Annotated in this window: 18 protein-coding genes; 12 read left to right on the forward strand and 6 right to left on the reverse strand. The window is 44.0% G+C overall.

Annotated elements, in window-relative coordinates; all coding sequences use genetic code 11:
• Positions 1-28: 28 nt before the first annotated feature.
• The 8 genes from BB781_RS01725 (at position 29) to comE (ending at position 6,019) form a co-directional block, all read left to right on the forward strand.
• Positions 29-685: an HAD family hydrolase gene (locus BB781_RS01725; protein ID WP_094226766.1), complete on the forward strand. Its 657-nt coding sequence runs from the start codon at positions 29-31 to the stop codon at positions 683-685.
• Between the two features lie 33 nt (positions 686-718).
• Positions 719-1,441, forward strand: coding sequence for a tetratricopeptide repeat protein (locus tag BB781_RS01730; protein ID WP_094226767.1), 723 nt, complete (start codon positions 719-721; stop codon positions 1,439-1,441).
• A 134-nt stretch (positions 1,442-1,575) separates the two neighbouring features.
• On the forward strand, positions 1,576-2,826 hold the full coding sequence (locus BB781_RS01735) for a cysteate synthase (RefSeq protein WP_094226768.1): 1,251 nt from the start codon (positions 1,576-1,578) through the stop codon (positions 2,824-2,826).
• 2 nt (positions 2,827-2,828) lie between these two features.
• Complete coding sequence (locus BB781_RS01740; protein ID WP_094226871.1) at positions 2,829-3,593, forward strand: ATP-binding cassette domain-containing protein; 765 nt, start codon at positions 2,829-2,831, stop codon at positions 3,591-3,593.
• The gene (locus BB781_RS01745) at positions 3,590-4,288 is read left to right on the forward strand and encodes a GTP-binding protein (protein WP_094226769.1); all 699 of its coding nucleotides are present in this window, start codon (positions 3,590-3,592) and stop codon (positions 4,286-4,288) included. The genes BB781_RS01740 and BB781_RS01745 overlap by 4 nt, the downstream gene beginning before the upstream one ends.
• A 3-nt stretch (positions 4,289-4,291) precedes the next feature.
• Positions 4,292-4,927, forward strand: coding sequence for a (Fe-S)-binding protein (locus tag BB781_RS01750; protein WP_094226770.1), 636 nt, complete (start codon positions 4,292-4,294; stop codon positions 4,925-4,927).
• Positions 4,928-4,931: 4 nt separating this feature from the next.
• Positions 4,932-5,459 (forward strand): sulfopyruvate decarboxylase subunit alpha, encoded by a 528-nt coding sequence (gene comD, locus BB781_RS01755; RefSeq protein WP_242492493.1) that lies wholly within the window; start codon positions 4,932-4,934, stop codon positions 5,457-5,459.
• A complete protein-coding gene (gene comE, locus BB781_RS01760; RefSeq protein ID WP_094226771.1) occupies positions 5,456-6,019 on the forward strand; it encodes a sulfopyruvate decarboxylase subunit beta in 564 nt (187 codons plus the stop codon). Before comD ends, comE begins: the two co-directional genes overlap by 4 nt.
• Here comE and BB781_RS01765 read toward each other — a convergent pair.
• The 6 genes from BB781_RS01765 to mdh all read right to left on the reverse strand — a co-directional run bounded on the left by BB781_RS01765 (position 5,988) and on the right by mdh (position 11,587).
• On the reverse strand, positions 5,988-7,271 hold the full coding sequence (locus BB781_RS01765) for a methanogenesis marker 16 metalloprotein (protein ID WP_242492494.1): 1,284 nt from the start codon (positions 7,269-7,271) through the stop codon (positions 5,988-5,990). The genes comE and BB781_RS01765 overlap by 32 nt on opposite strands.
• A gap of 61 nt (positions 7,272-7,332) precedes the next feature.
• Positions 7,333-8,466 carry a hypothetical protein gene (locus tag BB781_RS01770; RefSeq protein ID WP_094226772.1) on the reverse strand — a complete coding sequence of 378 codons (1,134 nt, stop codon included), beginning with the start codon at positions 8,464-8,466 and terminating at the stop codon, positions 7,333-7,335.
• 79 nt (positions 8,467-8,545) lie between these two features.
• The gene (locus BB781_RS01775; RefSeq protein ID WP_094226773.1) at positions 8,546-9,496 is read right to left on the reverse strand and encodes a tyrosine--tRNA ligase; all 951 of its coding nucleotides are present in this window, start codon (positions 9,494-9,496) and stop codon (positions 8,546-8,548) included.
• A 62-nt stretch (positions 9,497-9,558) separates the two neighbouring features.
• Complete coding sequence (locus tag BB781_RS01780; RefSeq protein ID WP_094226774.1) at positions 9,559-10,299, reverse strand: tRNA(His) guanylyltransferase Thg1 family protein; 741 nt, start codon at positions 10,297-10,299, stop codon at positions 9,559-9,561.
• A gap of 3 nt (positions 10,300-10,302) precedes the next feature.
• Complete coding sequence (locus tag BB781_RS01785; protein ID WP_094226775.1) at positions 10,303-10,572, reverse strand: PRC-barrel domain-containing protein; 270 nt, start codon at positions 10,570-10,572, stop codon at positions 10,303-10,305.
• 91 nt (positions 10,573-10,663) lie between these two features.
• Entirely contained in the window at positions 10,664-11,587 is a 924-nt protein-coding gene (gene mdh / locus BB781_RS01790; RefSeq protein WP_094226776.1) for a malate dehydrogenase, read from the reverse strand.
• Between the two features lie 156 nt (positions 11,588-11,743).
• Here mdh and BB781_RS01795 point away from each other — a divergent pair, with 156 nt between their 5' ends.
• The 4 genes from BB781_RS01795 (at position 11,744) to BB781_RS01810 (ending at position 15,952) form a co-directional block, all read left to right on the forward strand.
• A complete protein-coding gene (locus BB781_RS01795) occupies positions 11,744-12,499 on the forward strand; it encodes a ribonuclease H-like domain-containing protein (protein WP_094226777.1) in 756 nt (251 codons plus the stop codon).
• A 1-nt stretch (position 12,500) separates the two neighbouring features.
• On the forward strand, positions 12,501-14,297 hold the full coding sequence (gene uvrC, locus BB781_RS01800) for an excinuclease ABC subunit UvrC (protein WP_094226778.1): 1,797 nt from the start codon (positions 12,501-12,503) through the stop codon (positions 14,295-14,297).
• Between the two features lie 79 nt (positions 14,298-14,376).
• Positions 14,377-15,126 (forward strand): glucose-6-phosphate isomerase family protein, encoded by a 750-nt coding sequence (locus BB781_RS01805; RefSeq protein ID WP_340637501.1) that lies wholly within the window; start codon positions 14,377-14,379, stop codon positions 15,124-15,126.
• Between the two features lie 70 nt (positions 15,127-15,196).
• Positions 15,197-15,952, forward strand: coding sequence for a DUF128 domain-containing protein (locus BB781_RS01810; RefSeq protein ID WP_094226780.1), 756 nt, complete (start codon positions 15,197-15,199; stop codon positions 15,950-15,952).
• Positions 15,953-15,957: the final 5 nt, after the last annotated feature.

A 15,957-nucleotide genomic window follows, 5' to 3' on the forward strand; every position in this document is an offset into this window, starting at 1 on the left:
TTATCGCATATGGCGGTAATTACACCCCATGCTGAGTTCTCTTATTTTTGACATGGATGGCGTACTCGTTGATTCCATGCTGTATCATGCACAGGCCTGGATACAGGTTTCAAGTGAGGTTGGTGTCAATGTAACACCTTCTGATATTTACGAGATAGAGGGTGCAAACCACAGGCTTGGTCTTCAATGGCTGTTCCAGAAGGCAGACAGGGATTTTGAACCGGAGATGTATGAAACGATACTCCAAAGGAAAATTGAGATATTTCACAGCATTGCTGATGTAAAACCATTTGATGGTATGTCAGATTGCCTTATAGCCCTTAAGAATAGTTTCAGGCTGGCGGTTGTGACAGGTTCAGAACGAGCCACAGTTGAATTGTTCATGGACCAGTTCTTCCCTGGTATCTTTGATGTTGTAATTTCAGGTGAGGATGTACATTATGGAAAACCATATCCTGAACCTTACCTGAAAGCTGTTGAAATGCTGAGTATCGCAAAGGACGAGTGTATCGTCATAGAAAATGCTCCGATGGGTGTTGAATCTGCAAAAAGGGCAGGTCTTTATTGTGTGGGAGTGCCTACGTATGTTTCTCCTGATAAGTTATCTGAAGCAGACCTAGTGCTGAGGGACCATGCATCATTACAGAATTACCTCTACAATATACTCAAAGGCAGGAATTCGTAAGTTTTTAAAACTAATCTGTCCAATATACTCCACATGGATGAAAATACTGAATCCAATATAAAAAATATGCTGGCGAATAATCTGCGCAGCATGAAGGAACATTTCCACGAGACTCCGAGTATGGAAAATCTGTTCCAGATAGTTGCTAAGTATCATGAGATGGAGCAGACAGAACGTGGAATTGGTTTTGCAGAAGCCTTCCTCATGCAGATAGAAGATGAAAAAGACAGGCTTTTACAGACTTCCATGGTTCTGGAAGTGGTGGAAAAGAATGAAGAAGCACTTTCTTATCTGGTCGATGCTGAGGAAAAATTCCCGGATGATGCCCTGGTGAAAAATCATCGTGCTATGCTTTTGAACAAGTTGTCGGAATTTGAAAAGGCCCTTTCAATTTACGATGGATTGCTGGAGGCCGATCCTAAATCCCTGGAGTCGCTTTCAGGTAAGTTGGTAGCATTGACAGGGCTTGTCAGACATGGAGATATTCTTAAATTGTATAAGACCTCTATTGCCATAACTCCTTCAACTGTCCAGGACTGGCACTTCAAGGGAGTTATTGATGGAATTCTCAAGGATTATTTTGAACATGAGAAGGGTGCTTCCATTACTGACGGGCAGGCTGAAAAATTATCTAAGAGCTTTGATTCCATTTTCCGTATAATAGATGGACTTGATCCCGAAGTTCGTAATTTTTATATGATGGGAAATTTTGCCGGTAAAGGGATCTATCATGAGATAATAGAAAAGAAAGACTGATCTTTTAATATTTTTAGTAAGAATATCAGTCCAACTCTCCTTTTTGTGTTAATTGTATCTCTATTTTATCCATGGAAGGCATGTTATTCACTCAAAAGGATAACTTTTATAATCGCTCTTTCCACATTTGCCTTATGGATAAATATAGTGTGAAATGCCTGATGTGTGGCGAAGTTCACGACCATTATTCATTGAATTGTAAAAAGGGTGATGATTCTCTTCTTCGTGCTTATTACACAGCCAAACAGTTGATCCCATCGGATATGCCGGGTATATGGAGATACTACAACTGGTTGCCTACTGAAGGTATCATAGAAGAAGGTTCAGGAAGAACTATCACCTATAAAAGTAAGGGCCTTGCTTCAGATCTTGGTCTTGACGATCTGTGGATTGCTTTTAATGGTTACTGGCCGCAGAAGGATGCTTATCTTATGACATGCACCTTCAAAGACCTTGAGTCCTTCCCGACCATGCAGAGACTCAGAGAACAGCAAGAAAAAAGGATAATGGTAGTGGCATCCGCAGGCAACACTGCCAGAGCATTTGCCCATGTTTGCAGCATCACCAGCCAGCCTCTGCTCCTCGTGGTCCCAAAGGACAGTGTACACAGGTTATGGACCATACATGAAGATAATTATTCAATCTGCCTTGTCACAGTTGAAGGCGACTATTTCGATGCAATTGCCCTTGCAGGTAAACTTGCATCACTGGAAGGTTTTGTAAATGAAGGTGGTGCAAAGAATGTTGCCAGGCGCGATGGAATGGGTACTGTGATGCTGGATGCTGTCCTGACTTCAAAAGAACTGCCCGCTCATTATTTCCAGGCAGTCGGAAGCGGCACTGGTGGTATATCTGCATGGGAGGCATCCATGAGATTACTTGCAGATGGAAGATTCGGAGATACTTTGCCAAAGCTCCATCTTGGGCAGAGCCTTCCATGCGCTCCGTTATATTCGCTCTGGAATGGCGTTGATGCAGTGGATGCTGCGTGTCCCGGGGGGATGTATGATGATGTTCTCTTTAACAGGAAACCACCTTTTGCCGTAAAGGGCGGTGTGAAGGATGCCCTTGAGGCAACCGGTGGAACTCTCTATGCTGTAAGCAATAAGGAGGCTTCGGATGCTCAGGAACTCTTTGAGAATGCTGAGGGCATAGACATAAACCCAGCTGCTGCGGTTGCAGTCGCTTCATTGGTGCAGGCTGTAAAAGCCGGTAATGTAAAGCCCGGTGAGAAAATAGTCCTCAATATCACAGGCGGCGGACAAAAACGATTGATGCAGGATTATAAATTAAAGCAGTTGCCCATATCCCTTGAAGTATCAGCAAAGGATGAGGGTGCAGAGGCTAAGGTAGTAAAAAAGGTAGCAGAAGTATTTGGTGTATGATCATGAGTGAAATAATCAATCTTACAATAATTGGTGGTGTCAATAAGGATGGTGTTGATGAACCCATAAGGTCTGTTGATATTTGCCGCGGGGAAATCGTGGGCATTGTAGGTCCCACAGGTTCCGGCAAGAGCACACTTATCGACGACATCGAGCAGCTTGCCCAGGGTGACACCCCAACCGGCAGGACGATTCTCATCAATGGCGAGAAACCGGATGCAAACATACGTGTGGATCCACGTAAGAAACTCGTGGCCCAGTTATCCCAGAACATGCATTTCCTTGCGGATATGACAGTCGAGGAATTCCTGCAGATGCACGCGCGCAGCAGGGGCAAGGATGAAGGTCTTGTGACAAGGGTTATCGAACTTGCAAACACCCTTGCAGGAGAGCCTATTGCCGCACACCATCATCTTACAGCTCTCAGTGGTGGTCAGTCCAGGTCACTCATGACCGCAGATATAGCAGTCATCAGCGATTCCCCGGTAGTACTTATTGATGAGATAGAGAATGCCGGTATCAAAAAACAGGAAGCTCTCCAGTTGCTTGCAGGAGAGGGAAAGATCGTTGTCGTGGTCACGCACGATCCGGTGCTTGCGCTGATGTCTTCCCGCAGGATAGTTATCAGGAACGGCGGTATGGCGGATATTATCACCACAAGCCTGCAGGAGCAGGATGTCTGTGACAGGATCACCGAGGTAGATAACTGGCTCATGTCCCTCAGGGAAACCATCAGGCGAGGGGATATCGTCGAGGGCATCGCATGAAACTGGTAGTAGTTGCCGGTACTCCGGGTTCAGGAAAAACCTCTGTTCTACTGCACACGATAAAAGCCCTCATGAGACATGAAAAAAAGCCAGCCGTCGTCAAGGTGGATTGTCTCTGGACAGATGATGACCAGCGCTTCAAAAAACTGAATGTCCCTGTTCGTGTGGGACTTGCCAGGGACATGTGTCCTGACCACTTTACCATTTATAACACCGAGGAAATGCTCAAATGGGCAGAGAAAGAAGGTGCTGACGTTCTCCTGAGCGAAACCGCCGGACTTTGCCTGCGCTGCGCCCCCTATCCTGATGAATGTCTTGCAGTATGTGTCATTGATGTTACAACAGGTCCGAACACTCCATTGAAGGTTGGTCCGCTTCTGACAACAGCCGACATAGTTGTCATGACAAAGGGCGACCTTGTATCCCAGGCCGAACGTGAGGTTTTCAGGGAACGGGTGCTTGAGGTCAATCCCGGTTGCAACATAGTGGAAGCCAACGGCCTGACAGGGAAAGGAGCATTCGAGCTTGGAGAGCTGATACGTTCCGGGCCGGATGTTTGTGATAATATGGTCCTGCGCTACAATCCTCCACTTGCCATATGTTCTCTGTGTACAGGTGAGACACGTGTTGCAAGGAAGCATCATATGGGTGTCCTCAGAAACCTTGACGGTTTTATGGAGTATAAGGGGGAATAACCTTTGAGCGAGATCGAAAAACTGCTTCCGGGCTATAATTGCGGAAGCTGTGGCTTTCGTCAGTGCAGGGATTTCGCCGCGGAGCTGAAAAGTCCCGAAGACCTGCATAAATGTCCTTTCCTGATTCGCGAGAATTTCCAGGACAATGCCAGAAAAATATTGCTCCTGTTAGGTGCAGACATCCCCCTGGATGAAAAAATAGTAGGAATCATTGATGGCATTGAGGCGGATTTCACACTGGCTCCGCTTAAGGATGAATGTTCCTGCAGGGAAGATATACATCCATTTGACGGCTCAATTGAAATAGAGGCAGGTGACATACTTCGTTACAGGCCTCTGGGATGTCCGATTACTCACTTTGCAAAGGTCATTGAGAAGACCCCAGGTGGAATATATACTGTCCATCTTGTCGGACCCCTGCACAGGCTTGGAAACGATGATTTCAAATTCAAGGACGTTGGTCTTTGTATGATATTGGCCTTTGACGGAAAGGTTGCAAAAGGTAAGATTCCCAAAGTAGGTCAGACCGTGAAGTTCGTTCCTGAGTACTGCATGATGCAGAAGGTCCACTCCGGCATGGTCGTAGGTGTGGAAGGCAGGAACGTTCGCATCGAGGCAATAGACCTTAAAGTATGGTGATCTCATGGAAACTTCGTTATCAGGTGCAATGACACCTTCAGAGTCTGTATTCAAAGGAATAAAAGATGCAGGTATAGATTTTATTGTCAGTGTACCTTGTGCCAATCTTAAAGAGCTGATCCCGATGGTGGATGCTGCTCCTGATATCATTCATGTTCCTGTGACCCGTGAGGAGGAAGGTGTAGGCATATGTGCAGGTGCCTACATGGGCGGGAAAAAGCCTGCAATGCTGATGCAGAACTCAGGCCTTGGTAATTCAATCAATGCCCTTGCTTCACTGGATATTCTCTATGGAATTCCCCTTTTGATGATAATGAGTCACAGGGGTGTCGAAGGCGAACCCATAGTTGCCCAGGTACCCATGGGTGAGCTAACCCCGAAGCTGCTGGATACAATGGATATTCCCTATTTTCTTCCGCAGAGCGGGACCGACCCGGCAGAACTCATAATAAGGGCCTGGAAAGTGGCCTCAGAAGAGAAAAAACCTGTTGCTGTACTTTTACCTATACCTTTCTGGAGGACGCAGTCATGAAGCGTATAGATGCCATTAACGAGGTTGCTGAAAAGGCAAAAGAAACCGGTGCATTGCTCATAGGCAACATTGGTATCCCCTGTAAGGAATTACATAATGTATGCGATATGCAGGCTAATTTCTACATGCTGGGCTCCATGGGACTTGCATCTTCCATTGGTCTTGGTCTTGCACTATCGCGTCCGGATAAAAAGGTAATTACAATAGAAGGGGATGGTTCCATATTGATGAACATGGGAACCCTTGCAACAATAGCTTCGCAGGAGCCTGGGAACTATCTACTGGTCATTATTGATAATGGTGCTTACGGTTCTACAGGCAACCAGCCTACAGCCACGTCAAAGGGCACCGATCTTGCGGCGGTTGCAAAAGGTGCGGGAAACAAAAGGGTCTATGAGGCTGATACTCCGGATAACCTGAGGGAGATCCTGAGGTTCGTGGATGCCGGGGTAATAGTAGTAAAAGCAGATCCGGGGAACACCGATGCTCCGGTGATCGAAATGACTCCTAAAGAGATATTGGAACGGTTTATGGATATATCTTCTCAACCATCTCGTTGAGCTTGAATTCTCCATCTATTACTTTCTTTTTCAATTTCTCCGCCAGCTCCTCTGATCTTTTACGGTCAGATTGCCTGAGTACGATTGGAACATCGAAATGTTCTGCATCTGTTTCAAAATGCAGAGTTCCGAGCTTCGCAGTGAACACTTTTTCCGGGCAGATAGTTGTGCAGAGGCCGCAATTGAAACACAGGTACCTGTCAAGTATCACTCTGTCATCCTTGCGGTATATTGCCTCCATCGGGCAATCCCGGACAGGTTTGCATATCTCACAATTAAGGCATACGCCAGGATTAAAGCTGACTGAAGGATCTGTATTCTTCCATGCATCGGCGTATGTGCTGCTGCCTATCATTACTCTTTTATCGACATCGTTCACGACCATGGGAATGTCTTTGTCGGTTTTAAGGATAGCATCGAGTACAGACTGGCTTGTGACAGGTATTGCAATTGCCCAGGATGCTATACATTCCGGTCCGGTGGATGTCTTGAATCCGCCCATCAGTGCAGGATCCATATTATGCATGTCTGCAACGCCGGTAAGGTTCGGCTTCCCTGGGCTGCTGCGCGTTCCTTCTCCAATGACAAATCCTTCGGCACCATTCATAAGCATGCGTGTTCCTATGCCAATGGTCTCCATTTTCGGATCATTCTGGACCGGGTTTATCTCACCACATCCGGAAAGTGTCGCACCGTTCATGTCAGGGCTGAATTGCACAGCATGGAATATCGTGCTGACAGGCTTAGACGAACAATTGACAAAAGCCGCATAGTTCTTGAAAGCATGGCGGGTCGCGTAGAGCTTTGCATAGGGCATGTCTGCCAGTTTGATCTCACTTTTGAAGGATACATTCTCATCGGTGACAACAGAAACATCTATACTTTTTCCTTCAGCCATCTCCCTGAACAGGTGGCCAGCGCCGTAACTGTGTTTATGGGTTGAGTGTGCCGTACCGAATATTATCAGGTCAAGCATTCCAAGATTTTCGTTGGGACAGGGGCCCACATATGCAGGAACTCCATTAAGGAACACTTCTGCTGCTCTCCTGAAACCAAGAGGGGAATTAACAGGAAATGAAAGAACTGCATATGTTCCGCTCATAATCGCTCTTGTTGCAGTGGTGACAACATCAACATTCATTGTGCTAATGTTCTCTCCCCTGTCCACAAGTTTGGATACTTCCTGTGCTGTCATCACAACAGCTTCTTTTCTCTCAAGTTTCTCTCTGATCTTGGCAACAGAGTGTTCCAAAATATTCCTCGTGTCAGTTATGTGAATGTAAAAATAGAAAAGATCGCAGCATTTGCTGCGTTCAGTCAACACCAAGTATACTTGCCAGTTCAAGACCCTCGCTTCCAAGTTCTGCAAGCTGGTCAAAGGATTCTTCCTTGGTGATATATTTCTCTGTACGGGTGCCGTCAGATGCTTCAATCTTAATGGTTATTTCGTTTTTGACATATCCTCTCTCAAGTGATTCCTTAACAATGTCCCCATATTGTTCGGCAATGAGCTTGAGGCAGTCAAACACTTCATTATTGCGCACAGCATCTTTTCCATCAAGAAGTATCTGTGTCAGTTTGTGCGTCTTTATGAACATTTCCACATACTTTCTAAGATCATTCACAAGACCTGTGATGTCATCAACTTTCACTGATTTGAGCAGTGTTTCATCAGAAGTGATCTCGAGGTCCCCGTGATATATCTGGTATGTGTCATTGTCAGAAACAATCCTGAATTTGTGCTCTCCCTTCTTGTTCTCAAAATTCACATCTACATGTTTGTTACCGTCATAGTTTATAGACGTGATTATGTACTCGGATACATCCATCATTTTGACCTTATTTTCTTTATATATTATGCCCGATTTCGTCCATGTTGGCAGGAGCAGTTCCCCGTATGCCTCTCTGATGGTAAGTATGTCGTGAGCATAGGTAAGGTCGCATGAGTATTCCATGCCGGAAAAAGATGCTTTGAGTAATCCTCTTAAAGCTCCATCTGCCATGGAAACAGAATATGTTTTGTTTGCACCATATACTCCGGATTCAAAAAGCGGTTTCAGATTGTTCAGCAGGTCCTGTTCTATCTTATAAATGCCACTTTCAGACTGGCGTTTGATCTGTTCCAGTTTCTGGTTAAGTTCTTTGAGTCCGCGGTTTGTGGTTTCAACGCATACGTCTATGACAGCGTTGCGGCATTCAAGGATCTCCTTATTCTCCGCTCCCTTTGAACGCTCATCAACGTATTGCTGTATATCCTTGCTGAAACTTTCAATTCCCGCAATTCTTGACTCAAGGGAAGATATCTCTTCTGATTCTTCCTCACTAAGTTCAATAGCGGAGTTTTCAAGTGGCAGGACCTTCTTTGCCATTTCTATGAAGTTGTTAAGGTCCTGAATAAAATCCCTTTGTAAAGGTAATTCAGTAGAGTCCTGAAATGTGTATTTCATCCAAATCCCCGTCTTGTTTTTTTAGTTGTATATTCGTGCGTACATCATATATAAATTCCTATTGAGGGGGGAAAGTATTCTAGATCACACTTCTGACTACTTCAAGTATCAGGTTCATGTACTTTGCAGCACCACTTTTCAGATCCATGGGGTGAAGCTGTGCCGATGCAAATACCTGTTCCAGTTCCCCGTATCCTTTGCATACAAGGTTGCCGCCAAATTTATCCGGTCTCTCGAATACAACTTCCTCATACCTGGGACATATGTGGTATTTGAATAATTCCATTATTGGATTATCATTTATCTGTTCAGCGGGACAAAATGCCTTTTTAACTTTCTTCTTTATATCCTCGTCAGAATCATCTATGGATATGAAATTGTTATTTGAAGAGGACATCTTTTCACCGTCAAGTCCCAGAAGTATTGGCGTATGGATGCACAGGGGTGCTGCAAATCCAAGTGATGGGAGCCCTTCCCTTGCAAGCATGTGTATCTTTCTCTGGTCAATTCCACCGACAGCTACATCCACGCCAAGCATTGCAATATCAACTGCCTGCATAATAGGGTAGACCATCTGTGAGACCGTTGGATCGTCCATCTTGCGTCCCACCTCGTCCATACTCCTTGTTGCCCTGTTCAGAGTTGTGATACGTGTCAGTTTAAGCACATTCAGGATGTATTCATGCCCAAGCTGGTAATCTGAACCATAGACAAAATTAGTGTTCTCTTCATCAAGTCCCAGTGCAATGAAACATCTTTTGTTGTAGTCTGCTATTTCACGGACTTCCTCAAGTGTTCCTTTCTTGTTGAGGTAGGCATGCACATCCGCAAGGAGTACTGTGATCTTGAAGCCTGCTTTCTGAAGGTCAAGGAGCTTATTGACCGTAAGGACGTGTCCCATATGGATCTTACCGCTTGGCTCATAACCTACATAGGCTGTAGGGTGTTCTTTTGTTTCCAGAAGTTTATCCAGTTCTTCCTCTGTTACTATTTCCTGTACATTTCTTTTTATAAGCTCAAGTTTATCCATGGGTTCACCTTATAGATCGTGGTTTGTATAAACACATCCCTCTTTAAATGCTTTTTCTTGTGTTATTCGTTCACATTTAGTGCAAGGAGTTTTCGGAGGAATATTTCTCCTTCTTCTGAGCTGAACAAGGGGATGTCGCGGTCAATATACACTTTTGTCCTGGTACTGGTTGTTTTTACATTGAGATGTGGATTGAAACCTTCAATTTCACTATTTTTTTTCAAAATCATTATTCCTCTCCTTTGCCATGCAGGGACCTTTGCTATATTGATTCCTTTCTCAAAAAGAAGTTCATGCATGTCTGATGACTTTTTCCTTTTCAGATGAAAAGCTGCTTCTTTCTCATCCATGCCTTCTGACAGGAGAGTATAATACGCATATGAATTGATGCAATTGCGCCATGCTTCGTCCTGCCTCCACACAAGGTATTCGCGAATCTCTTCCTCATGCAGGGAAATTACTCTTGAATCAAAAGACACAGGTTCCTCCTGATTCAGAGCCATTGTAAAAGCACTGCTGATAAATGAGGGAACTATTGAATCTATCTTTTCGATTCTCCCTTCAAAGGCATTATCCCTGAAAAAAAAACTTATCTCGTCTGAAAAAGTGTATGCAAAAACAGGGCTCAATCCGCTTTTCTTGAAAAAGGATTCTATTGAATCGACAATCGCGGATGTGAACCTTTCATCATAAGGTTTTTCAAATCCCATGCGTGACAGTGCATTTTTGAAATTCCTGCCATCAATACGCACGATCACAGGCGGTACACAACGCAGATCTGAATAGATCTCTCGCCTTTTCATGGATCAGTCTTCTTCTTTCTCTTTTTTTGTTTTTTTGAACTTGTTCACAACGTTCCTGATAAGCACGATATCTCCGGAAGTGACGACCCATCTGTAGGGAATTATAATTCCCCTGGATGTGACATCGAAAAGATCTCGATTGATGTCGGAAACTGCCAAGCCTTTAACGATTCTCTCGTCCACATCTAACACTAGGTCAGCAACCTTTCCTACATATGTGCCTGTATCAGTGTAAATGTTCAATCCGAAAAGTGAAGTTATGTCTGCACGCATGATATCCCTACTCTCTTTTATTTTACTTATATATGAATATTTGTATGTAAGTCGGATAATTTCGTATGTAATACCATCTTTGAAGCTTCATTCAGGAACGGATCTGTGCAATTCCTTCTCTGACAACGTTAGCAGATCTTTGCAGAGCTCTCATTTCCTGAATGCTAAGTTCCAGTTCTATTATCTCTTCCACACCGCCCTTCCCAAGTTTTACAGGCACTCCCAGACATATGTCATGCTGTCCGTACTCTCCGTTAAGATACGTGGAAGCAGGTATTATTCTTTTTGTGTCATTGAGTATGGCTTCAACCATCGTTGCAATTGCAGCAGACGGTGCATAGAACGCACTGCCATTTTTCATATATTCAACGATCTCTGCACCTGCATTGACAGTCCTGTTTACGATTCTCTCAATGGTTTCTGCGTCCATCAGTTTGCTTAGCGGTATCCCTGCCACAGTAGCATATTCAGGGAGTGGGACCATTGAGTCTCCATGCCCGCCCAATACCATTGCGTTTACATCCTTTATAGAACAGTTCATCTCTTTTGCAATGAATGATGCAAAACGGCTTGAATCAAGCAGTCCGCTCATTCCAAACACTCTGTTCCTGTCAAATTGTGTGCATCGCAGGGCAGCGTAGGTGATAATATCAAGGGGATTTGTTACAGTTATGACAATAGCATCAGGTGCATATTTTTCTATATTTGAACATACCTGCTGTGTTATCTTTATATTCGTTGCAAGCAGATCGTGTCTGTCCATCCCTGGTTTGCGCGCAATTCCTGCGGTAACCACGACAACATCCGCATTACTGATATCAGCATAATCATTGGTCCCAATAACGTCAACATCGTAACCTATAAGGGGGGCAGCCTGGCGTATGTCCAACGCTTTTCCCTGCGGCAGACCTTCAACTATGTCCACCATAACAATATCTGCGATATTAAGTTCTGCAAGTCTCTGGACCGTGGTAGCGCCCACATTGCCTGATCCTATCACTGCAACTTTACTCATATCATTCTCCGGAAAACGGTTGATTTTAAAATAACCATGTTATGAGTGTAGGGATTGAATCCAACATATATATATCAGACCTTCTTTTATTTAGCATTTGCAGGCAGAACATCATAGTTATCAATATAATCAATCATAACTGAAAAGGGAAATATCATGCTTACAAGCACATACATTCATATGCCACGGATCGGTGAAAACGTGGAAAAAAGGATATGGTCCTGTGGAATAAGGACATGGGATGATTTTCTGGACCGGAAAGATGAGCTTCTGATACCTCCTGCTAAAAAAGGGATGATCGTAGCAGGTATCAGGGAGTCTGTTGAAAGGCTGGAGTCCAGGGATTTTGAATTCTTTGCAAGATCACTTCCCCGGGCTGAGCACTGGCGCGCCTTCAGGGAGTTCTCAGGCAAGGTTGCATATGTTGATATCGAGACTACAGGTCTTTCTCCGGGCAATTCTTCCATTACGGTTGTAGGTATCTATGACGGAAAGGACACCAGAACCTATGTAAAAGGTATAGATCTTGATGAGATTGTTGATGTTTTTCCCAAATATGAGTTCCTTGTTACCTTCAACGGGGCAAGATTTGATCTGCCTTTCATCAAACGTGAGTTCCCGCAGATAGAATTTAACCAGTTGCATGCAGATCTTATGTATCCCCTGCGTCGTATCTCTTTTTCAGGTGGTCTGAAAAAAATAGAATGCGAGCTGGGTATTTCACGAGCTGAGGAAACAGTCGGACTAAGCGGATTTGATGCTGTGCGCCTGTGGCACCAGTACGAGCGTGGGGACAGCGAGGCACTTGAACTGTTGCTGAAATATAATCGTGAAGATATAGTAAACCTTAAAACTATAATCGATATGACTCTTCCACGTTTCATAGATAACAAATTATCCAAATGTATCTGATATGAAGTTCGACCTGAAGACACTTCCTGGCTTACCCGGTGTCTACCTGATGAAAGACAGTTCCGGAGATGTCATATATGTGGGCAAGGCCAAGTCCCTGGATAAACGGGTACGCCAGTATTTCCAGTCAAATAAGAACCTTTCTCCAAAGACTGTTACACTTGTCAGGCATATCGACGATATTGAATACATTGTAACGGATTCTGAAATAGACGCACTTGTATTTGAGGCGAACCTTATTAAAAAGTACAGGCCTCGTTACAATGTCAGGTTAAAGGATGACAAACGTTATCCATATGTCAAGGTCACGGTCAATTCGCTATTTCCTCGTATATTCATCACTCGTAAAAGACTCATGGATGGGGCACTCTATTTCGGACCTTATACTAATGTAAAGGCACTCCGTACTACTCTGGACCTGATCTCTCGTATTTTCATGCTTCGTCAATGTAAAAAGAATATAGAGCCGGGAAAAATCCGCCCATGCCTCAATTATCATATTAAACGTTGTATGGCTCCGTGTAAAGAGGGGATAGATAACGAGCAATATCGTAGGAGGGTGATGGAGGCTGTTCGTTTTCTGAAAGGTGATACCTTAGAGATTTTAAAGGAACTTGAGAAAAAGATGCACTCTCTGGCTGAAGAACAGGATTATGAATCTGCTGCCGAGGTCCGGGATCAGATCGAATCTGTAAAATGTCTTGCAGAGCAGCAGATAGCAACATCTGGCACCGATGATCGTGATGTGCTGGCTGTAGTGTCTGATGAAAAGGCCATCTATATTCAGGTGTTTTATGTGCGTCATGGTAACATGGTCGGAAAAGCGGATTTTACTCTACTTGGTGCCGAGGTTTCGGAAAGTATCGAAGAATCTATGGCCCAGTTTGTTAAACAATATTATCAGGATTCACCTATCCCTCCTGAGATCCTTGTCCAGTACGAACTACCTGAGAAGGAACTTATTGTCCGATGGCTTTGTCAGCACTCCGGCAGGGATGTAAAGGTGCATGTGCCACAACGGGGTGAAAAGAAAAAGCTTATCGAGATGGCTGCAAGGAATGCAGGGATGACCATGAGGATTGCGCAGATAAAGCCGGAACCATCGGAATCAGCCATTGCAGCACTTGAGGAACTGCAAAAGGTGTTGTCTCTGGATTCTCTTCCTCTTTACATAGAAGGTTTTGATATTTCCAATATATCAGGTACCAATGCAGTGGGTTCAATGGTATGTTTCGACAACGGAAGACCTGTAAACAACAAGTACCGGCAACATAATATCAAAACAGTGAAGGGTATTGATGATTTTGCCATGATGGCTGAGGTTGTTCACAGAAGATATTCCCGTTTGCTTAAAAACAAAGAACCAATGCCGGATCTTATTCTTATTGACGGAGGTCCGGGACAGGTTGGCGCCGCCAGATCATCCCTTGAGACACTTGATCTTGATATACCGCTCATTGGTCTTGCAAAGAGGTTTGAGCATATAATCACGACCAAAAAAGGTCCTGATGAGGTTATAATTCTCCCTCATGAATCTGCTGCGTTAAAACTGCTGATGCATATTCGTGATGAGGCTCACAGGTTTGCAGTAACTTCTCACAGGAGGAGGAGGTCTGCAAGCCTTACACATTCGGAACTGGATTCCATACCAGGTGTTGGTCCTTCCAGAAAGCGTGTTCTGCTTGAGCATTTCGAATCCATTGAGAAGGTCCGGTCTGCTTCGGTTGAAGATCTGACTGTTCTTGATGGTATAAGCAAGCAGCTTGCAAAAAGAATACTTGAGCATCTAAATAAATAAGTTCCTCTTATTGATACAGTTGCGGCAAAAATAAATACTGTGATGCAAATATATCTTTTGATACTTGGGTTTGTTGTAAATGCTAAAGTGTGATCAAATGGGTAAAGAACTTGATTTTTTAGGGAATATTCGCTATCCTGATATCAGGATGCTTCACGATATGGATGAAGTGGTACATGACAAGGCATGGCTTCGCTCAAAGGAGAACTTTGAGCTTTATTACATGTATCGCGATCTTTCGAAAAACGAATCAGACCACAAAATAATAGTAGAACACGGTCTTCGATATGATATTACTATTATTCCTCCTGCTATGCTTGGGGATGAGTTTGTCAAAACAGCGGGTCATTATCACCCTCCGGTTCCGGGGCATGAAATGTCATACGCTGAACTTTATCAGGTACTGGAAGGGGAGGCCACATACCTTCTTCAGAAGGCAGAAGGTGACAGGATTGTTGATGTAATTGTCTGTGAGGCAAAAGCAGGGGACCTTGCTCTGGTTCCGCCGGGGTATGGTCATATAACCATTAATGCTTCAGATAAGACGCTTAAAATGGCCAATTGGGTATGCCGTGATTTTTCCTCCCTTTATGACCCTATCAAGAAACTCTTTGGTGGAGCATACTATCTTTTGACAGGTGGTTTTGTAAAGAACCCTGATTATCCTGAAGTACCTGAAATAAGGTTTGTTAAACCAATGGACTATCCGGAAGCTGGTCTTTTCTGTGGCAAGGATATGTATGAAATTGTAACTGATATAAGCAAGCTTGATTTCCTTGTGAATCCGCAGGATCATATGGATATGTTCGGGAAGATGATATCTCCCTGATCAATAACTTTTTTGTTATCATGAGAAACTATAAATGGCTGGCAGTTACTAATCGGTTAGAGGTATGTCTTTGCAAAGGAATAACCGAATTCAATTCACGTCGTCGAAAATAGAAGACCTGATGTTCAGGACGACTTTCAATCCCAAAACCATGGAAGGGGATGTTATTGTTAATCTTTCCCTTATTGAAAAGCAGGATTATGACGATGTTCTCAAGATATTTAGTATGGCCATCAACAGCGGGCTTTCAGTCAGTCCTCTGCTAAAAATACTTCATGAAGGGGATACAATTGGTGACCGGAAGATCGGTGAAGGTGAGGTTGGCTTTGCAACCGTGTGCAGTATCACAATTGATGGACTTCTCCTGAAGGCAGGCGTAATGGTAAAACCCCGTTTTGGTGGTCTTGTGGAAATTCGTGATGGTGAACCTATACGTTTTACAAATGTCCTGACCTACCAGAGTACTACAATAGATCCTCTTGAGGTCCTGATGTCGCAGGAACTAACCTCGGTTATGAGTATGCTTAAAACAGGTTCGGGCAAGATACTTGCTAACCTGCGCGAAGCACCCATGGTGGCCAGGGATACTATTGACAGCACTCTTTCTGACATAGCAGATGTCGGAATAAACGGGATCCTTGAAGTGGGTGAGCCAAACACAAGAATCCTGGATGTACCGGTAGAGCGCGATCATCTTGGGATCGTTGTCATTGGAGGTACTAATCCCATGGCCATAGTGCAGGAACATGGCATTCAAATAAGAACGAATGCAATGTCAACACTTATTGATATCAATAAACTTTCCCACATCAACGATATTGTTTGATGTGG

This window comes from Methanolobus psychrotolerans (assembly GCF_002243045.1).
GTDB classification, from domain to species: Archaea; Halobacteriota; Methanosarcinia; order Methanosarcinales; family Methanosarcinaceae; genus Methanolobus; species Methanolobus psychrotolerans.